Origin of the sequence: Mucilaginibacter sp. (genome assembly GCF_965201005.1) — a bacterium.
In the GTDB taxonomy this organism is placed as follows: domain Bacteria; phylum Bacteroidota; class Bacteroidia; order Sphingobacteriales; family Sphingobacteriaceae; genus Mucilaginibacter_A.
Map to the genome: position 1 here is coordinate 1,694,118 of NZ_OZ241747.1, position 21,274 is coordinate 1,715,391.

The 21,274-nt window shown below is 39.7% G+C and carries 14 protein-coding genes; 3 read left to right on the top strand and 11 right to left on the bottom strand.

Annotated elements, in window-relative coordinates; genetic code table 11:
* Positions 1 to 107: 107 nt before the first annotated feature.
* Complete coding sequence (locus tag ACOFKR_RS07890) at positions 108 to 2,015, top strand: beta-N-acetylhexosaminidase (RefSeq protein ID WP_419803477.1); 1,908 nt, start codon at positions 108 to 110, stop codon at positions 2,013 to 2,015.
* Between the two features lie 264 nt (positions 2,016 to 2,279).
* On the opposite strand, the gene ACOFKR_RS07895 is transcribed toward ACOFKR_RS07890, so the two are convergent.
* The 5 genes from ACOFKR_RS07895 to ACOFKR_RS07915 form a co-directional block, all read right to left on the bottom strand.
* Positions 2,280 to 3,110 (bottom strand): sugar phosphate isomerase/epimerase family protein, encoded by an 831-nt coding sequence (locus ACOFKR_RS07895; RefSeq protein WP_419803478.1) that lies wholly within the window; start codon positions 3,108 to 3,110, stop codon positions 2,280 to 2,282.
* A 256-nt stretch (positions 3,111 to 3,366) separates the two neighbouring features.
* Positions 3,367 to 4,632, bottom strand: coding sequence for an MFS transporter (locus ACOFKR_RS07900; protein WP_419803479.1), 1,266 nt, complete (start codon positions 4,630 to 4,632; stop codon positions 3,367 to 3,369).
* Positions 4,633 to 4,945: 313 nt separating this feature from the next.
* Positions 4,946 to 5,758, bottom strand: coding sequence for a hypothetical protein (locus ACOFKR_RS07905; RefSeq protein ID WP_419803480.1), 813 nt, complete (start codon positions 5,756 to 5,758; stop codon positions 4,946 to 4,948).
* Positions 5,748 to 7,004: a sugar MFS transporter gene (locus ACOFKR_RS07910; protein WP_419803481.1), complete on the bottom strand. Its 1,257-nt coding sequence runs from the start codon at positions 7,002 to 7,004 to the stop codon at positions 5,748 to 5,750. Before ACOFKR_RS07910 ends, ACOFKR_RS07905 begins: the two co-directional genes overlap by 11 nt.
* Positions 7,005 to 7,040: 36 nt before the next feature.
* Positions 7,041 to 8,624, bottom strand: a complete 1,584-nt coding sequence (locus ACOFKR_RS07915; RefSeq protein ID WP_419803482.1) for a DUF4127 family protein — start codon at positions 8,622 to 8,624, stop codon at positions 7,041 to 7,043.
* A gap of 342 nt (positions 8,625 to 8,966) precedes the next feature.
* On the opposite strand from ACOFKR_RS07915, the gene ACOFKR_RS07920 reads away from it, so the two are divergent.
* Together ACOFKR_RS07920 and ACOFKR_RS07925 are read left to right on the top strand one after the other, a co-directional pair.
* On the top strand, positions 8,967 to 10,688 hold the full coding sequence (locus ACOFKR_RS07920) for an FAD-dependent oxidoreductase (protein WP_419803483.1): 1,722 nt from the start codon (positions 8,967 to 8,969) through the stop codon (positions 10,686 to 10,688).
* 222 nt (positions 10,689 to 10,910) lie between these two features.
* Entirely contained in the window at positions 10,911 to 12,050 is a 1,140-nt protein-coding gene (locus ACOFKR_RS07925) for an acyltransferase family protein (RefSeq protein ID WP_419803484.1), read from the top strand.
* Between the two features lie 41 nt (positions 12,051 to 12,091).
* Here ACOFKR_RS07925 and ACOFKR_RS07930 read toward each other — a convergent pair whose 3' ends face one another.
* From ACOFKR_RS07930 to ACOFKR_RS07955, 6 genes are all read right to left on the bottom strand, one after another.
* Positions 12,092 to 13,009 (bottom strand): DUF1501 domain-containing protein, encoded by a 918-nt coding sequence (locus ACOFKR_RS07930; protein ID WP_419803485.1) that lies wholly within the window; start codon positions 13,007 to 13,009, stop codon positions 12,092 to 12,094.
* A gap of 175 nt (positions 13,010 to 13,184) precedes the next feature.
* Positions 13,185 to 14,117 (bottom strand): DUF4434 domain-containing protein, encoded by a 933-nt coding sequence (locus ACOFKR_RS07935; RefSeq protein WP_419803486.1) that lies wholly within the window; start codon positions 14,115 to 14,117, stop codon positions 13,185 to 13,187.
* 175 nt (positions 14,118 to 14,292) lie between these two features.
* Positions 14,293 to 15,492 carry an AGE family epimerase/isomerase gene (locus ACOFKR_RS07940; RefSeq protein WP_419803487.1) on the bottom strand — a complete coding sequence of 400 codons (1,200 nt, stop codon included), beginning with the start codon at positions 15,490 to 15,492 and terminating at the stop codon, positions 14,293 to 14,295.
* 52 nt (positions 15,493 to 15,544) lie between these two features.
* The gene (locus ACOFKR_RS07945) at positions 15,545 to 16,225 is read right to left on the bottom strand and encodes a GDSL-type esterase/lipase family protein (protein ID WP_419803488.1); all 681 of its coding nucleotides are present in this window, start codon (positions 16,223 to 16,225) and stop codon (positions 15,545 to 15,547) included.
* Between the two features lie 183 nt (positions 16,226 to 16,408).
* Positions 16,409 to 18,109: a RagB/SusD family nutrient uptake outer membrane protein gene (locus ACOFKR_RS07950; RefSeq protein ID WP_419803489.1), complete on the bottom strand. Its 1,701-nt coding sequence runs from the start codon at positions 18,107 to 18,109 to the stop codon at positions 16,409 to 16,411.
* 4 nt (positions 18,110 to 18,113) lie between these two features.
* Positions 18,114 to 21,107, bottom strand: coding sequence for a SusC/RagA family TonB-linked outer membrane protein (locus ACOFKR_RS07955; protein ID WP_419803490.1), 2,994 nt, complete (start codon positions 21,105 to 21,107; stop codon positions 18,114 to 18,116).
* Between the last annotated feature and the right edge of the window lie 167 nt (positions 21,108 to 21,274).

Consider the following 21,274-nt stretch of genomic DNA (forward strand, 5'->3'; position numbering starts at 1 on the left):
CTGAAAGAAGTTGGACAAAATTTAAATAGGCTCTTATACAAATAAAAATATTCTTATTTGAGAATTTGTTATACTGTATGCCTTACAAAGCACTATTTTTGAAACCTATGAGGAATTTATTCTATACTTTGTTCTGTTGCTTAACCATCACAGTATCAGCCCAAACCAACAAAACCAACATTGCTGTGATACCTGAACCGGTCACGATTATCCGTAAAGCAGGGCAATTTATTATGCCTAAAAATATTTCTATCCGAACAAATGCTACAGCTGAGGTTGTGCCGGTAATTGATTTTCTTAAACTGCATATCAGCACCTCAACAGGTGCCAATATTAGGATGGGGAATATACATAATTCAACAATATCATTGATACTAAATAATGTTAAGAATGAGGTCATAGGCAACGAGGGTTATCAGCTAATTGTAAAGCCTGCTGGTATTAGTATCAACGCAAATAAACCCGCCGGGCTATTTTATGGTGTTCAAACCCTTTTGCAGTTACTACCTAAAGAAATTGAAAGCCCTGCGTTGATTAAAGGTGTAAAATGGATTGCCCCTTGCGTAAGTATTACCGATTATCCCAGGTTTCAGTGGAGGGGTTTGATGTTAGATGTTGCCCGTCACTTTTTTACTAAAACAGAAGTAAAGCGATACATAGATAACATGGTGCGTTATAAATACAATGTGTTACACATGCACCTCACAGATAATGAAGGGTGGCGCATAGAGATTAAAAGCCTACCGAAACTTACTTCTGTGGGAGCTTGGGCGGTTAAAAGGGTAGGATATTATGGCACATTTGCGCCGCCAAAACCCGAAGAACCACGCGATTATGGCGGCTTTTATACACAAGAAGACCTTAAAGAAATTATAAAATATGCGCAAGACCGCTATGTTAACATATTGCCCGAGATTGATGTACCCGGCCATAGCCTTGCTGCTATAGTTGCTTACCCCGAACTGTCTTGCACGCCGGATGCCAACACTTATTCGGTACGCTCGGGCGAACGTATTATGCAACTGGATGGTTCTAAATTTTCTGCAATCATTGACAATAACTTGTGCCCGGCCAATGAAAATGTATATGAGTTTCTGGATAAGGTGATTACCGAAGTGGCAGCTTTATTCCCTTTTGAATACATACACATGGGCGGCGATGAAGCTGCCAAGAATTTCTGGGAGAAAAGTGATGCCATTAAAGACCTGATGAAGCGTGAAAACCTAAAGGACATGAATGAAGTGCAGTCTTATTTTGAAAAGCGCGTGGAAAAATTAGTGGAATCAAAAGGCAAAAAGTTTATGGGCTGGGACGAGATCCTGGAAGGAGGCATTGCCCCAAACGCTATGGTTATGAGTTGGCACGGGATGCAGGGCGGCATTAAGGCGGCACAAATGCACCACGATGTAGTCATGAGCCCAAATACGTTTGCCTATTTAGACTATATGCAGGGCGACCCAGCCATCGAACCCCGCATTTATGCAACCCTGCGTTTAAATAAAGCTTACCAGTTTGAGCCAGTGCCGGATAGCATCGACTCACGCTATGTTAAGGGCGGACAGGCTAATTTATGGACCGAGAATGTATATAATATACGCCATGCAGAATACATGACTTGGCCGCGTGGTTTCGCTATTTCCGAAATACTGTGGTCTCCAAAGGCGAAAAAAAACTGGCCGTACTTTTTTGCACGCGTAGAAAAGCAATTTGAAAGGTTCGATGTAGCTCAAATAAAGTATGCACCAAGTGTATATGATCCAATTATAAACACGATGATGATGAATGACAATACTGTAAAAGTTTCCCTCACTACCGAAGTGCCCGGATTAGATATTTACTACACTTTCGATAATTCATTTCCAGACTGGTTTTATCCCAAATACACATCACCACTCGGGGTTCCTAAAGAGGCGACCCAGTTGCGTATGATTACTTACCGGGGCACTAAACCAATCGGCCGTATGATTACCATATCTGTTGAAGACCTGAATTTGAGGGCATCTCCAAAAAAATAAATAGTAGAGACTGGAGGGAATTTCTCGTGTTTTATATTGAAAATGAGTTTTTTAGGTATTAATGCATAAAAGAGTCCATTTGTCTTACAAACTGTTTAAAAAAACAATTGAACGTAGTTGCCATGCTTCTTTTATCACCTAAAATATGGTGGTTTTTGACGCGTTTTTTTGATTAGCAAATAACCGGAAAGACACAAATTTACTGGCATAAAAGAAGCATCTGCTTGTCTGCGATGGAAGTTCAAACAGCTTGTAAGACAAATATTATTTTGATAACGCTTGTCTGAAGTATTTGATGCTGGCGGTTACATCCGGTACATTATTGTACCAATTATATTCATATTCAGCAGCGATGATACCTTTAAAACGCTGTTTCTTTAGTTCTGCTATCAATGCATCAACATTAGAAACACCAGTTCCCCAATGAACATCATGCGCATACTTGCTTTTTTCGTTCAAATCTTTAAAATGTAATTCTTTGATATGTCCTTTTAACTTTTTTAAACACGTTAACGGATCTAACCCTGAGCGGATCCAATGACCAATATCAGCACAGGCCCCAATTCGGCTGCTTTTGCCTTTTATTGCCTTTAATAATATATCTGGGTTCCAATAATGCGACGGATCGGTATGGTTATGAATAGCCAGGTTGATTTTAAATTCATCACAAAGTCCCGACAGCATTCCAAGTTCTTCTTCCTTGGGTTCAGATACAATATTTTCGATTTGCATGGCTTTTGCAAATTCAAACAATTTGCGCCAATCTGCTTCATCGGTACCGTTAATTACCCCGAACGACACCATTTTGATGCCTTTCTTTTTTAGCTTTTCTAAAATTTGCATACGCTTTGCAGTATCCATATGGAAATCCATGGTACCCGCTAACCCTCCGCCGAGCTCCTGGCCTCTAAAAGCTTCTATATAGTTTAAACCACAGCTATCAGTTTTATCTACCGCTTCAAAAAATGTAAAGCGCTTAAAGGTGTAAGCTTGCGCAGCCAGTTTCCAGTTGAGCTTTGTTTCCGGATTTTGGGCAGCTATACGGCCAGCACTGGTACAAATTATCAAAAACAGCATTATCATTTTAATTTTCATTTCATCAGATGTTAAATAAGTTATTAAATAAATACATATCCTAAATTATAAAAGCCTGTTTGGATTTATATCAGGGAAATTAGGATGCTTCTTTTATGCCTATAATTTTCGTTTTTATAAATTTTTTCATTATATAAAAGATATATGGTTTCCTGTTTTTTAGGTGATAAAAGAAGTATCGTAAATCAATTCAATCGATACAGGTTTTAATCTGTATCGATTAAAACAAATATTCGATCCGGCAAACTGCTGGTTTTTAGATATCTTCCTGAAAATCCAGGTCTTTCCCAAATGTATCTATCATATAACTGAGCGACCAGAATGCCAGTAAAAGGCACAAAGAACCAACCGCAATGCCTGCATAGATAAGGGAATTATCCAGCAAATGCCGCAGATATTGAAACAGCAAAGTAAGCGGCACAACCGCGCCACGTACAAAATTAGGCACAGTTGTGGTTACGGTTGCCCTGATATTTGTGCCAAACTGTTCTGTCGCAATAGTCATAAAAATAACCCAATAGCCTACTGAAAAACCCATAAATGCGCAAATAATATAAAACAGCTGAAGGGAAATATCCTTGAATAGAAAATAGCAGGAGATTGAAATTACAGATAATAACAGATAGATGCCCACAACCTTCAAACGGTTTTTCAATAGCTGACTTAACAAGCCGCTCACGATATCGCCCAAAACCAGGCCTCCATAACAAAACGCTACCGCAGCACCGGCGTTAACAACACCTTTTATGCCCAAAACTTTTCCAAATTCTGGCGAAAAAGTAATTAAAATACCCACTACGAACCACAAAGGCACCCCAATTAAAATGCATCGTACATAACGTACCAAACGAGGCCATCTGGAAAATAAAGCAAAAAAGTTACCTCTGCTAACCGATTTTTCCTTTGACTTACCAAAAATTCCGGATTCGGCAACGCCAATGCGCAGGAGCAACAATGTTAAGCCCAAACCGCCTCCAATAAAAAAAGAAGTCCGCCAGTCAAAATGTTGTGCAATAACATAAGCTGCCACTGCACCGCTTACACCAATAGCGGCTACGATTGTAGTAGCATAGCCGCGTTTTTCTTTAGGCATCAGTTCTGCCACCAGCGTAATACCGGCCCCAAGTTCGCCGGCTAAACCGAAGCCGGCCACAAAACGCCATATTGCGTACCAATGCACGCTATCTACCCAGCCGTTGGCCAAATTAGCTATGGAGTACACAAGTATTGATCCGAACAGAACGGAAAGCCGGCCTTTTTTGTCTCCCAAAATCCCCCAAAAAATCCCGCCTACCAGCAAGCCAATCATTTGAACATTCAACAGCAAAATGCCGCTGTTTGTCAATGCATTTCCAACCAAACCTAAAGATTTTAAACTGGGTATGCGTACGATACTGAAAAGCAGTAAATCATAAATATCTACAAAATAACCTAAGGACGCTACGATTACAGCAGCCAGCGGAAATTTGTAAGGCAGTAATGAATTGGCTTGTCCTGTGAAAAAGGAATTTGAGTTGGACATTTGAAGGTTTTGTTAATTATTTTAAAATTGGATATGCTGAGTTTGATCATTCAGGCTGGTAGGCCGAAGTTGCCCGATGCATAATTATTTATCAATAACTTCAACAAAAAGCCTCAAACTCAAATCTTTCCAATAGTGCTTTTAATTCTTCCTGTTAAATTTTATTGAATTTATTTTCGATGCTTCTTTTATCGACTAAAAAAACGGAAAAGCTTATGCTTCTTTTATCGATATAAATTTTGACAACGAGATTTATATCGATAAAAGAAGCATGTTAAGTTGTCCTGATGTAAATTTCTACAAGCTCTTAAATTTATGGATTACCCAAAATATCTATTTTTTCAGCACCAATTTCGTTGTTTGTTTCAGTTACTTTAATGTGAGAGGCATCGCTGCAACGCATATCTGTAAACCGGCTTTTGTTCATGGGCAGTGTTTTTGCATTTACGCCACGGAATAAAGTAGTGCTAAACCATTCGGCACCTGTAACTTTGGCTGTTGTTGCTTGTACCGGCTTTCCTTCATTGTGCACCTGGTCTATGGCATTAACACGCTTAAACTGCCGTTTTACCTGATAAGTAAAACCAGGAACGTCATAATCTACTTCAAACTTTTTTTCGGGATGGTTTACGTCCGCAATCGTCATGCGCAATTTTTCGGGAGCAATCATTTTCACCGACATTTGTACTTTGTCGCCCGGTTTCCAGGTAAATTCAGGTTTGTCCGGTGCGCTGTTCCAACTTCCGGCCCTCCAAAATGGCCGCCAGGAGTTGCGCCTGCTGCTTCTTTTACCGGTGGCATCTGTTGAAAATTCCCAGGTCAGCCCGGCGTCCAGCTCGTGTTTACCATCGGCATTGCCGCCCATATAAACAGAAAAATTATCAAGCGGCTGGTTTGTTTTTGCACCCAGGCGGTTTTCATCAACTTTAGGATAACCTAATTTTACCACGCCTGAAATACCGGTCCAATCATCAAAACTGCTGACCGCTTTACGATAGTAAGCACCCGGAAAACAAGGGTTGGATACCGGAGGCGGTATTTCCGGGTCTGATCCGCTTACTTGCCCAAAACATAGATGGGTAGAAATAGCCATCATCACTAAAAAAGATAGTTTTTTATAATTCATCGTTTTCTGATTTTGATTTGTATCCGTTGATACCGTAAAACATAATATAAAAATAGCAGGCCATCGGGATCAGAAAAGCAAAAAACCAGGTAGAATGGTCTTTAAGTAATCCTTGTGAAAAAGAAACAATTGCGCCTCCGGCTATTGCGGTAGATAAGATGCCCGAAGCCTGAGTAGTATATTTGCCAACGCCTTTTACCGAAAGCGAAAATATAATGGCAAACATGACTGAATTACATAAGCCAACAGCAATCATGCTCCAAACGGCAAGGTATCCGCCAGAGTTGATGGAAACGGCAATCAGCAGGATAGCGAATGCAGCACAAACAGACAATACAATTGAGGGCTTGGTTTTTTTAAGGATAAATGAACCAATTAATCGTCCGATCAGCATACTTCCCCAATAATAAGCCACAAAAGTATTGGCCTGGTTAACCGGAATTTGCAAAGTATCAGCAATATAATTTGTTAAAAAAGTACCCAATGATACTTCGGCACCGACATAAACAAATATCCCGATGGCACCCAGATTCAAATTCCTGAAAGAAAACAATGACTTATTTTGACCGGTAAAAGAAGCATTCGTATTTTTACCTGGTTTCAAATCCGGTAATTTTAACGCTAAAACCACCAAAGCAATCACAATTAGCATTACCGCAATCCCGATGTATGGATATTTTACCGCATCACTGGAGGAATGCGCTTCCTGCAACCGTGATAAAATAAAATGAGCACCAAATATCGGGGCAACAGTTGTTCCGATAGAACCGACAGCTTGTATAAGCGTTAATCTTGACGATGCTGTTTTTGACGGCCCTAAAATGGTGATGTACGGATTTGCCGCTACCTGTAACAAAACCACACCTATTGCCAGCACAAACAAGGCAGCCAGAAATATATAATACTGGTGCATGATAGAAGCAGGCACAAACAACATCGCCCCAAACGCCGATACAAAAAAGCCAAGCACCATTCCGTTTTTATAACCGATGCGCTCCACTATTTTACCTGCCGGAAAAGACATGATCCCGTAAGTTAGAAAAAAGTAAAATTGCACCAGGGAAGATTCCGAATAGCTTAACGTAAACCCGCTTTTAAAAAAAGGCACAAGCGTATCGTTTAAGCAAGTGATAAAACCATTCATAAAATACAATACCGCCAGCGTAGTAAGGGCTGTTGTATAATTGGTATTTTTATGATTTGAAGGTTCTGACAGTACCGCGCCTGCTATGGGTATGTTTGCCATAATGAGTTGGTTAATGCTTCTTTTACAAGGTATTTTTTAGTGGTTGTTGTGTGCATCAAAATTTATTTCTGCTTCAAAAGTGCGGTGCCAGGGCAAAATAAAAGTCAGGTTCGATGGTTTGAAACCTGCATTTGATTTATCTGAAAAATAGCTGCTTATCTCTTTAAAATAATTGCTGAGTAAAGCTGTACAATAAGCTTCTACTTTTTTGGTGGCTTCATCACTTAAATAGTTCGGCTCCCAACCATTTTGTACGATAAAGTTTTTTGCTTTTGCCCGGACGAGGTTATGGTAATAATAATCATCCAGCACACGGTGAAAAGTAAACCATTCTTCTGCCAGCCGAATATTATTTTTTAGCTTTTGCGGGGATTTGGAAAATTTAGCTTGAGACAAAGCAAAAATAACGCCTTGCGGAAGCGTAGTGCCTATTGTGTTGCCAGCCGTATTCCAGGAGGCATAACTGTATAACCTGGGAAAAAGATTTCTATGTAAAAGTTCCATCGAAAAAGCAGTGTCTCCGCCTTGTACATCACCGCGGGGATCAATATCTGCAACCAAAACAGCTTTGCCCTTATTGATTTTAGTTTCAATTTCATCTGCAAAAGTTTTGGCACGGCCAGCTTCAAACCGGGAGGCATAAACATAAAAAAGCAGGTCTGCCTGTTCAATATTCTCCACTTCTTTAGCACCCACAGCTTCAATGTCATAACTAACCGTTTGCCTCAATGGCCGGTCTTCAAAAGGCATGGCTTTATTGCTTAATTCTTCCGAAGAATAAACTGCTTTTATTTTAGGGGAATAGTTGTACCGTTTATTTAAGACGCGTGATAATAACAACATAGATATTTCATCCGCGCCGGGCTGTACCAAAATTTTATCGGTCAGCTCAAGTTGTTTAACCGTTGCAATCAGCTTTTCCCTGTCGGCCACGTGTATGCCTTTTGGTTTGGCATCATCTTGTGAAAGGATCAGGTAATTGATAACGCCGCTTTTTACAAAATCAACCGCTTTTAAATTGATAGCCAGATTACGCTGGCGGGACTGTTTATAATTTGATAAAGCTTCTGCAGGTATTTGTTGTACTAATTTAGCGGTTTTCAATTTGGATTCTTCATCCGTAGCCACAGAAATTTCTGCCCAATCCGCCAAATTTGCCCTGTAAGACTCATTTTTGCCATCGCCGGTTGGTGCCAAACGCATGATAACGCTTTGGGCATATACCGGAAGTTTTGGGGCCATTTTTCGTATGGTTTGCATGATTGACATGCGCCTTAATGCTTCTTCATATTTTACGTTGTACACCCGCGATGCAACTAAGCCGCCGTATGCTATCATATCAATAGAAATAACCGCGGCATCAAATGATTTTAAGTCCTGCGTTTGCAGCCAGTTGATGATCTTATCTGACTGGCCGGGAGTGATAAAATTTCCTAATAAATCTTTTGGCGGTGCTATTACTTGCGCATTTCCTATTAAACCCATTTTTTGTGTGAACTGCAAACAAGGCGGCCGGTCATCAAGCGGAATTAGTAAAATTTTTGTATTCGCTACGAATGTCTTTTGTGCATTGGAAGACAAAGCAAACACTAATGCCAGAAGTGTATAGAAATATTTCATATAATTAGGTTTAAAACAGCGGAGTACAATAATGATAAAAAAAATTAAAATATCGAGGTTAATAAAAAATAAATTTTAAAAATAGAAGGTTTTATTTAGATTTATATCCGAAGAAAAGCAATGCTTCTTTTAGTCTGTAAAAATTAGTGTCTGCGGATTTTATCATCAAAAAAAGAATTGATAAAGTTTAACAGTTTTTATCCTGTTAAAAGAAGCATGTTGTATTTTAACCAAATTTAAATAGGCTTGAAATATACTTTTCTATCAATCTAAATTATTGAACCTGTTTACACGATAGCTAATTTGCTATTATTAGTAAATAATCCAACTTACTAAACTATTATGAAGCGACGTAATTTTATAGAAATTTTAACAGTAGGTGGCAGTATTGCGGCTGTTAGTCCGGTTTTGGCAAATCCCTTAACTCCATCGGCTGCATTACAAAGACCTTCTTCAGTTCACGAAAAAATACTTACTGCTGATTTGGTTGTTGCAGGCGGCGGGTTGGGTGGATGTGCCGCCGCGCTTGCTGCATTGCGCAATAACCTTACGGTGATTTTAACCGAACAAACAGATTGGATCGGAGGGCAATTAACCCAGCAAGGCGTTCCTCCAGACGAGCATCCCTGGATTGAAACCCACGGCGCAACACAATTGTATCGCGATTTTCGTAAAGGTGTCCGTGAATATTATCTGATGAATTATCCGCTAACAGATCAAGCCCGTAAACGTCAATATTTAAATCCGGGAGATGGTGTGGTATCCGAGTTATGCCACGAGCCGCGTGTAGCATTAGCGGTGCTGCAAAGTTTGTTGGCACCCTATCAGAGTTCAAAAAAGCTTACTATTTTATTAGAACATCATATTATTTCAGCCCGGGTAATAAATGATGAGGTTCGATCTCTGGAAGCACTTGATCAAAAAACAGGTAAAAAGATCATGCTGAAAGCACCTTATTTTGTTGATGCCACCGAACTGGGCGATCTGCTGCCTTTAACCGGAACCGAGTATGTAACGGGTACAGAATCCCGTGAGGAAACAAAAGAATTACATGCCCCGGAAAAAGGGAACCCGTTAAACAACCAGGCTTTTACTGTTTCTTTTGCTATGGATTATATCAAAGGGACAAATTACACTATTGAAAAACCGGACGAGTATGAATTCTGGAAGAATTTTACACCTTCTATGAAGCCTGCATGGTCTGGAAAACTACTCAACTTAGCTTATTCCACTCCTGCCACACTTATTCCGAAAACGCTTGCATTTGACCCGCTAAGCCCTAATACCGGGAAACCGATGAACCTTTGGGATTACCGCCGGATCATCAACAAGGATAATTTTATTCCAGGAACTTTTGCCGGTGACATTACGATAGTCAACTGGCCTCAAAATGATTATTTTTTGGCCAACCTAATTGGTGCAACGCCGCAAGAATTTAAAACTCATGTAAACAGGGCAAAGCAGCTCAGCCTTTCCTTATTGTATTGGCTGCAAACAGAAGTTCCGCGGCCTGATGGCGGCCACGGCTGGCCGGGCATTCGGTTGCGCGAAGATATTATGGGGACAGAAGACGGTATGGCAAAATATCCGTACATCCGCGAATCGCGCCGCATTAAAGCTGTTTTTACCATTCTGGAAGAGCATATCGGTGTAAAAAACAGGGCTTTGATCACCGGTAAAGAAACCGGAAACAGTGCTGCTAATTTTTACGACAGTGTTGGCGTAGGTTATTATCACGTTGATCTGCACCCAACAACCGGCGGTAATAATTATGTTGATTTTGAATCGATGCCATTCCAGATACCTTTGGGTGCGCTGCTGCCCCGTAAAATTAAAAATCTGTTGCCGGCCAATAAAAATATCGGTACCACACACATCACCAACGGCTGCTATCGCTTGCACCCGGTTGAATGGAGCATTGGCGAAGCGGTAGGTTTATTAGTAAAATTTGCATCAGATAAAAAAGTAATTCCGCGTGACGTAAGGGAAAGAAAAGAAATGCTCACAGAATTTCAGGATTTTGTACGTTCTCAAGGTATCGAAACCCATTGGCCGGAAGGATAATTCTTATTCTGTTTAATGTTTATTTAATTAATGCGATGCTTCTTTTATCGCCTAAAAGGTGGTGAGCGTTTTGAGTTTTTTATTTAGTCAATGTTTGATTGATAATAGTTTATCGCAAATATTATAGCTTAAGTAAAGCACCAAATTTTAGGTGATAAAAGAAGTATTACTGTTTTTTTCAGAAATAAATCAAGTTATATCTAAACACTTATACTCAAACTGATGGTAAAAAAATTACACAATCGTTTTTTATCGCTGGATGTATTTCGGGGAATGACCATTTGCTTTATGATCATTGTAAATACGCCCGGAAGCGGCGCAACACCATTTGCCCCGTTAATGCACGCAACCTGGAACGGATTTACGCCTACCGATTTGGTATTTCCTTCCTTTTTATTTGCTGTCGGAAATGCGATGAGTTTTTCGCACCAAAAATATATCGATTTGCCACACCAAACGGCGTTGATAAAAATATTAAAACGTGCATTTTTGATTTTCATGTTAGGCTATTTGCTGTATTGGTTCCCGTTTTTTAAACTAACCGATGATGGCCACATCACTTCATTCCCGATCAGTCAAACCCGGATTATGGGTGTTTTACAACGCATCGCACTTTGCTACCTTTTTGCTTCGCTGCTCCTTAGATACTTGTCAGCTAAAAAAGTAATTTTTATCAGTTTATTGATTTTGATCGGCTACTGGGCAATATTATTGGTTTTTGGCGACCGGCAAGATCCGTTTAGTTTGACGGGAAATGCTTGCCTGTATTTAGACAAGTTTGTATTTAATGAAGCACGTTTATATCACGAAAATGGCGTAGCTTTTGATCCTGAAGGTATTTTAGGAACACTTCCCGCTATTGTAAATGTGATCATCGGTTTTTTTGCCGGTAAATTTATACAGGAAAAAGGCAAAGGGTACGAAAGCGTGGCTAAATTGCTTTTAACCGGGGCTTTATTTGTTTTTACGGCACTTTGCTGGAACATGGTTTTTCCGATTAATAAAAGCTTGTGGACAAGTCCGTTTGTACTGGTTACCACCGGAATAGACCTCGCTGTAATCGGGGCCTTAATTTATTTTATAGAAATTAAACCTGGCCATACCCGTAAATGGGTTGATTTCTTCGTGGCTTTTGGCAAAAACCCTTTGTTCATTTATATTGTATCTGCTGTAGTCAGGATCATTTTAAACCGGATCAGGGTAAATCAGAATACGTCTGTTTATGAATGGATCAATATTGTAATTTTTCAAAAACTTGTGCCTGGCCCCATTGGTTCGTTGCTTTTTGCACTTTGCTTTGTGTTTTTTTGCTGGGGAATTGTATGGTACATGGATAAACGAAAAATATACGTAAGGGTATAATTAAAATCCAACCTTTCTAAGTGGTTTAAGTCAGGATGGTTTTAAATCCAGTTCATCACTTCAAATTTAGAGTCTAAAATTGAGGCATGGGGCATATTAAACCAACGCGCTAATACTGTTGCATAAATATTCCTGAAATCAATAAATTGTGTTTGATGCTGATTTGATCCTTCCCAAATTCCTTTCTCTTTTAACTGGTTGCCGTAAATTAACAGGCTGTTAGCTTGTCCGTGTTCGGTGCCGCGCTTGTTGTTTTCTTTCAACCGCCGACCAAACTCAGACCAAGTTATAATCAATGTATCATCCAGTTTTCCGCTTGCTTTTAAGTCGGCAAAAAAAGTATCTAATCCTTGTGCGTAAGTTTCCAACAAACGGTCATGTTTGTATTTTTGGAATTGGTGCGTATCAAAACCATCCAAACTGATACGGTAACAGCTATTTGCATTTTCTTTGTCAATCTGCGCTGCAATAGTTTTTAAACCAGCTGCAAAATCATCTGCTGTTGTTTCTATAATGAAACTTTGTGTTGCTTTATTATTTGCACAACGATCTATCCATGAAACAGCATTAGGATTGTTTATCAAACCAGTTTCCCAAATTTTACAGGAAGTGTAGTGCGAATAATCCAAACCTGCACAACTTATATTGTTGATAATCAGCATGTTCCCAGCATCAAAATGAGGTTTTAAACTTTTTAATGCCGGATTAAAACCAAAATCATTGTTTAGTTTAATTACCTCATTCAATGGAATTGCAATAGTTGGGCGGTGGTTATAATAAGTGGGATCAGCATAAGGAACGATGGTATTGTAACCATCATTGCCGCCGTTTAAATGGATCAATACTAATTTACGTTTGGATTTAATTTGATCCGGGTTTTGAAAAGATTTAAACACGCCGGGCAACAGCAAAGGCGCAGATACAAAAGCTGTATTCTTTAAAAATGATCTTCTTTTCATTTTACCAAAATTTTTTGAAGTACTAAAAGCCTGTATAAATTTGTATTAGTAAAACTTACGATGCTTCTTTTATGCCTTTAAATTTGCGTTTTTTGTAATGGTTGCCAATTGGGAAATCCATTTAAAAAACCACCAAATTTTAGGTGATAAAAGAAGCATTGTAATTAAACCGGCTTTAAATCATTTTGATGTATTCTTTATATCTGTCATACAAATGCCCTGCCTGCAAGTAGGCAGATTGCGGGCTCATAAAGTGTGAAAACTCAAATGTAATCGCTTTATCGTATCCGGCTTTGCGTGCAGCTTCCAATTTAAGCCGGAGTTTTTCAAATTTAATAGGAAGGAATTTGATCGGCATGTCCCGGTCAAACGATTCGGCATTTGTCCAGCACTCCATGCCATATTTATCGGCCAGCTTTTTATTGATCTCAAAAAAGGCGGGCAATTCGTAAAATTCCACATGCCCATCCTGAAAAGCCACGGCATCAACACTTTGGTGTATCGCATCAAATATTTCGTTCCAGGCTTCTTCGTGCTCTTTTACGGTGATACCATCTTGTTTAGAAATTGTGGATGAAGCAGACATTACCGCTTTTTTGCCATCAATCCAGGGAGAAATAAACGTAGGCAAATTGCCAGATATTTCTTTACAGTGCTTGCCCAATTGTGCGTATAACCCGGCTACTTTTCTGGTCCTGCCGCTTACTTCCTGCGTAAGGTACCAACCTTTGAACGATTTGTGGTGCCCGTATTTTTTCCAAACTTCATCAATCACTTTCCTGTTCAGGTCAACTTCCTTTTGAAATTCCCCTTTCCACCAGTATTTTCCCGAATCGTATAACCCGAAATAAAAACTCATGTTGTGTTTATCAGATAGTTCCAGGAACATTTTTACCAGATCTACCGGCGGTTCATAACATTGTTCTTCCTGCATCAACACGACAGAAGGATAAGTCAGCCATCGCTGGAAACCGCTCCTAATCAAAAAAACAGTATCAATGCCTACTGCTTTCATGTGCGAAAAATCGGCGTCCCACTCTGCCCTTCCCCAGTTTTGGTGAGGAATATCGTGACTGATCTCGTCTAAAAATGTTCCTGTAATTTTCATGATGGAATTGATTTTTAAAAGATTTGTTTAAGTTTATTCAGCATGTGTTGATGCTTCTTTTATGCCCTAAAAAATGGCGGTTAAGCCATCAACTATAAACCATTAGCTACAAACAAACTCACCAATTTTTAGGTGCTAAAAGAAGCATCTGATTTTATGATGACCCTAAACCTGTTTAAAGTTGAGAAACTATTTTATTCTTTTTGACCAGCATTGCTTCGGGCCCGTCCTCCAGCATTTTCCATACCTGGTACAAGCCGCGCGGAACATGGAAACAGCCTTTCCATTTACCGCCTTTCAGCGAAAGCAATACTTCGCCCCGGCGGTTTAAATAACCAAACCATTCGCCGTATTGCTCATCTTTAAAGTGTTCCCAGGTGTAGTTGTGCAGTTTTTCAAACCATTGCAGGCAATCGTCATTTCCGGTCAGCAAATAGCCTTTGGCCATACAAACCAATGCTTCTACATGCACCCACCAAAGTTTCTGGTCCCACTCCAATTGCTGCGTAGGATAACCTTTGATATCTAAAAAATAAAATATGCCGCCGTACTGTTTATCCCAGCCGTACTCCAGCATTTGCAAAGCTATTTTAACTGATTTCTCGATTAAGGCATTGTCATTTAAACGCAAGCCCAAATCCATCGTAAACCACATGGCTTCAATGCTATGCCCGGGATTAAGTAAACGGCCTTCATAAGAATCCGAAAAACTGCCATCAGCAAAAACATTTTCTAAAATAACGCCTTTTTCTTCTTGATAAAACACATCCATCACTTCGTGTAATGCTTCGGCAATCAAATCGTTTACAGCTTTTTCCTCCAGCAAATGCTCCAGTTCTAATGCAAGGTTGCACAGGATCATGGGCAAGGCAAAGTTTTTTAAATCCCGTGTACCGGGGAAAGCTTTGTTGTATTTATTTTTAGGATTATTCCTTCGTTTTAAAATATTGTGGAAGGTTGTACGGGCGATTTCGGCATACGTTTCATTACCGCTTGCCGTGTAAAGCGCACCAAAACCCATCGCGGCAAAGCAATCCGAAAAAATATTATAAGGCTGTGTTAAAGGTTTGCCTTGTTTATTTAAAGAAAAATACCAATTGCCATTTTCATCCCTGCCGTTTTTGATCATAAAATCAGCACCGTGCTGCGCCATATCCAGCCATTCCTTTCTTTTTTCAACTTTGTTGTAAAGCATAGAAAACATCCAGACTTCACGGCCTTGCAACCACATCATCTTGTCGGTATCAAACACATTTCCAAATTGATCGAGACTGGTAAAAAACCCGCCGTCCGCTTCATCTTTAGAATGTTTTAACCAAAATGGGATAACGTTTTCCAGTAGTTCTTTTTTGTATAGTGCTGTATATTGTTTCATAAATAATATGTCTTTGTTGATTGTTGATTGCCCGGAACCAATGATTACGCTATTATAGTAAACCCTTGTCTTTTAAGTAATTAACCCATAAAATGTAGGTCGTGGTTTTGATATGGATGCCATCCGTTGTATAGTTTTTGTTCATCTGCCCTTCGCTGTCTTCCAATAAAGGATGCAGATCTACATAACTGAGCTGATGATTTTCGGACAACAGTTTAAGCTGGCTGTTTACTTCTTTTATCCTGGCGTTGGTAATCCGTTTATATTCGGGTGCTATCATCGATTCATTTATTGGGAAAATGCTTTCTATAATAAGCGTAGTTTTAGGTGATGCTTTTTTTATCCTGTTGATGATGGTCTCATAATTTCTGATCATCAAGGCCGTAGGAAAACCTCTTTTCAAATCATTGGTGCCCGTAAGGAGAAAAATCTTTTTAGGTTTTGAAGACAAAACTTCGTCCAACCGGGCAATAATCCCAAAGGAAACATCGCCGCTGATACCGCGGTTGATTACGTTTTGGTTTGGTACAAGCTCTTGCCATTCACCTGCTTCGGTCAAGCTATTTCCCAAAAAAACAATTTCATTTTTGCGGTCGGGCATTGCCCTGAAAAATTTAAGCCGCTCTTTGTAATAGCTGTTGGCATAAGTGCTGTCAACCGGAGCGGATTGCTGCGCATTGGCTGCCGGGCCGAACATCAAAAAAAATATAAATACCGTAAATGTGTTTTTCATAAATACAGATGCTTCTTTTAGCGCATAAAAATTGGTATTTATTCCCTCTTATGTGAAGAGGGCTGTGAGGCTACAAGCACTAATTTTTATACGATAAAAGAAGCATTAGAAATTAATAACCTGAATTGAATTATGTGGCTTTAATCCAGGTTTTTTTAATAATTGTGATTTGCTTTTTAATTATTACCAACCTGGGTTTTGTGTTAAATTTTTATCAAGGTCACGTTCTCTTTGCGGCACAGGGAATAGATAATGTTTATCCATAAAATATCGCATATCACGGCTAAACCTTTGGCTGGCCGATGCGGAATAATCAGGTATTCCATTCAGGTTAGTAATAGCTGATGTTTTAAAATTGGGTGTAGCAGCTACTGTATTTGCACTTTTGGCAGCGCCATATACTTTGCCCGGCATTACCAGTTCGGCAATTTTCCATCTGCGGATATCAAACCAACGGAAACCTTCGCCGCCTAATTCTGCTGTACGTTCTCGCCGGATTAATTGGCGCATTTTATTCTGATCTGCAGCAACCAGCGGATCAACATTAGGCAGGCCGGCCCTTTTGCGTAGCAGGTTTATGGCGTTGATAACTGTTCCGTCAATCTGACCTGATTCAATTTTTGCTTCTGCATAAGTAAGTAAAACTTCCGCATAACGCATAAATAGCCAGCTGACGCGTGGTGTGTTGATATCCTCGAAAGTAAAAGTATATTTAGCCCATAAATAACCTACCCCGTTTTTTACCGGGCCAAAAGCGTTAGAAAAATCATTATTGGTTTTTAGTACATATTTATTTGTCGCGGCATCTAAAAAATAAGTGGCCGTATTATAGATTTCATATACCGCTGTAGCACGGTTTTGGGTAATGGTATCGCCTTGCATAATCACGGTATATTTCAATCTTTTATCACGGTTTTTTGATGGTTTTGCAGGATCATACACAGCAGATTCATCAATTCTTTTGCCATCGGTAGCCTCATAAATATCTACCAAACGCTGGGTAGGAAACCGGCCCGACTGGCCGCCTAAATTACGGGAACCTTGCCCAAGCGGAATAAAATTACGTGAGTTCACAAAAGTTTCGGAATACAGCAGTTCAAACATGATTTCTTTACCGGCATTAGTCGTTTGGCCGGCACGGGTAAACAAATCCTGATAATTTGGATTCAAGCCTAAACCTGCATTGTCCATTACCTGTTTGGCAGTTGTGGCAGCCAGGTCATAATCGCCGTTGGTTAATGCAATACGTGCTTTTAAACCTAAAGCAACAGCCTTGCCAATACGGCCGCGATCTGATGAAACCCAAGCTAAATTTGCTGCAGATTCATCCAGCTCCTTGTACAAAAACTTGATAATATCCGCTTTAGGTGCGCGTGATTGTGTATAATAATCAGGTATATCCAATGGTTTTGTGATTAAAGGGACATCACCAAACATAAACACAAGATGATAATAGGCAAAAGCACGCAATACCCGGGCTTCCGATTGAATTGTGTTATAAGCATTCGCGGCAACATTGGCTTTTCCTTTTTCCATGCCGGAAATAAGGGTGTTGGAACGCTGGATAGTTGTGTAGGCGAACGTCCAAACATTGGAAACATTGCCGTTATTTACATCATAAGTCCCTTCTGCCAGCCCTGCAGTACGTTCAACACCAATGTCCGTCCATTGATCGAACAATATCTGCCAGGGAATTAATGAGCCGCTGTCCCAATTGATAGAAGCATATACGCCGGTAAGCGCAACATTCATTTCGCCCTGGCTATTAAAGAAATTACCTGTTGTTGGGGAATCTAAAGGGACTTCGGTTAGGAACTTCTTACATGCCGTGAAACTAATTACGACAATTAAAAGTGCTGTTATATAAAATATTTTCTTTTTCATGATCTTAAAATTTAACATTTAAACCAAAAGTATATGTTTTCATGATCGGATAGAATTGACCATCGGTATTGGAAATTTCAGGATCAAAACCAGGATAAAATTTATCACGTGTAAACAAATTTTGTCCGCTTACATAAAACCTTATGGAAGATATTTTTGCTTTTGAAGTAAATGTTTTTGGTAAAGTGTACCCCAGTACTGTGTTTTTTAAGCGCAAATAAGCACCTGATTTTATCCAGTAAGAAGAGGCTTTATAATTATTATCTGAATTAATGGTTAAACGCGGGTAAGCAGCGTCTGTATTTGTGGGACTCCAGTAGTCCTTTTGAAAATCATACATTGTTCCCTGGAACTGTGCTGAAAAGAACGGCTGTGAACCCATACCGGAAATGTAATTGTCGTTTTTGCCCACACCCTGAAAAAATACTGTTACATCAAAACCTTTCCATTGAGAGGCCAGATTTAAACTATAGGTATAACGTGGCTGGTTACTGCCCAATACCACCCTGTCGTAATTATCAATTTTACCATCTGGTTGACCATTAGGGCCACTGATGTCTTTGTATTTAATATCTCCCGGAACTGTGTTGGCAAACTGGAAAGGCGAATTTTTTATTTCGTCGGCACTTTGAAACAAACCCTGGGCCTGATAACCATAATAAGAGTTAATCGCATAACCTTTTTTGGTGATCAAATAACCGCTTACATATTCTTGACCATTAAGATTGGTAACCACATTTTTAACATCCGATAAGGCTAATTGCACCTGGTATTTAAAATCCCTGATGTTATTATTAAGTCCTACAGCCAACTCCCAACCTCTGTTGCGCATAGAACCAGCATTTACAAAAGGTGCAGATAAACCCAAATAAGTAGGTACCGGAATGGTTTGCAGCATATTTTTAATATCGCGTTGATAAACATCAGCGGTAAGTGTTACATGGCTGTCAAAAAAGCTCATATCCAAGCCCGCATCAAACTGGGTTGAAGTTTCCCATTTGATGTTTGTATTGGCACCTTGCGTTAGAGCATAACCGGTATTTAGCGTGTTATTAAAATAGTAGTTATAACCGGTTGAGAATGTGGAGAATGAAGGGTAATAACTTCCTACGTTTTGATTTCCTAAAGAACCGTATGATACCCTCAGTTTAGAATCGTTGATCACTTTACGGATCGGTTCCCAGAAATTTTCCTGAGACATGCGCCATCCGCCGGATACCGAAGGGAATAACTGCCACCAGTTTTCTTGTTTAAAACGGGAAGAAGCATCCCATCTTCCGTTTACTTCCAATAAATATTTTTCATCATAATTATAAGTAATCCGGCCAAAGGCTGATGCCATCGTATAAGCACTTGCATTTCCGTTCACAGTTTGTCCGGCTGCGTCACCTGCACTTAGGTAGGATTTATTTGGATCAAGCAGGTTTGGCCTGAAGCCGGAAACATTGTCCGTATTAAATTGCTCGGTGCTAAAACCTCCCAAAACAGAAAAATTATGTTTTGCTATACTTTTATTGTAAGTAGCCTGAACGCGGAAAATGTTTTGGGTAAACTCTGCAATGCCATCACTCAATGAGTTGGTTGAAGGATAAAGCACCGTTGGGACCAAAACTTTATTAACCAGGTCTGGCGTGTACACCTGGTATTGTTTTATCAGGTTACGATTGTGGACCGTATAAGTATTTGAGCTGTAAGTAGCTAATAAATCAAGGCCGGCAATTGGTTTATAAGTTAACGTACCGGCTATAATACGGCTATTTGTGATGCTGTTGTCAAAACCAGAATCATATATTTGAGCAATCGGATTCCGGTTAATCCATGCCTCACCGTATTCGCCCGTATTAAACTTACCTGCAACGTTGGCCGGTAAACCAATAGCCTGTAAAATAATAAAGTAAGGAGAAGCACCGCCCGGCCACATCCGGTTGCGCTGGTTAAGCGTCAAATCCATAGACGCCTGCAAATTTTTAGCAACTGCCACATCTGTATTAAAACGAAGGTCTTTGCGCTCCAGGTTTGTGTTTGCTGTAAGTCCGTTTTGTTTCAAATAACTTCCGGAAGCAAATATTTTAATTTTATCGGTGCCAGATGAAACACTTAAATTATGGCTCTGCATAAATCCGTTTTGGGTTAAAACCTGCTTCTCCCAGTCGGTATTAAAACGGGCAAAATTATCTGGGCCCAAAGTTTTATAATCTGCAATTTGTTGGGTAAAAGCAGCAGTTTGTCCAACATTTATCCGGGCTATATCATAATAAGTCATGTGATCAAGCGCGTCTACCTTGTTGGGCAAATTTGTAGCCTGTTGAAAGCCCGTGTAACCATTGTATTGAACTGAAGTCCCTTTTGCAGATCCCCGCTTTGTGGTTATCAATATAACACCGTTTGCTGCCCTCGAACCATAAATAGCCGCCGCTGCCGCATCTTTTAATACCGAAATACTTTGGATATTATTGGCATCGATCGCATCAAGGCTCATCTCCACGTTATCTACCAATACCAAAGGATCCTGGCCGGCCTGGTAAGAACCGATACCGCGGATACGAATTGTACCGGCATCATTTCCTGGCAATCCAGACTGCTGGGTTACGGTAACACCAGGGGCAATGCCTTGCAAAGCAAGTGAAGTTGAAGCAACGGGCCTTTTTGCCATTTCAGCACCTTGTATTACAGATATAGCACCTGTTAAATTAACTTTTTTCTGAGTGCCGTAACCTACTACCACAACTTCATTTAAGGTAGAAGTTGTTGCGCTTAGTACTACATTTAACGTATTGTTTTTGGGTGCAGCTACTTCACGGGATTGAAAACCAATTAAGCTAAACACCAATACAGACTGATTGGATTGAATCTGCAGTTTAAACTGACCGTTATTATCCGTACTGATACCTTTAGTTGTGCCTTTAATTATTACAGACACGCCCGGAAGTGTCTCGCCTTTTTGATCTGTAACTGTACCGGTTAATTGCCGGTTTTGTCCAAGGACATAATGCTGCATACTTAAAAAAATGAGAAGTACCAACCCGATTTTTAAAAGCTTTTGATGTTGAGTAAATAGTTTGAACATATATAATAGTTTTAGGATTAATAATTACACACACAAATTTTTCATGATTGTAAATCTATGTCGGGCTATTTTGAGAATATAACTTTTCGGTTAATAAT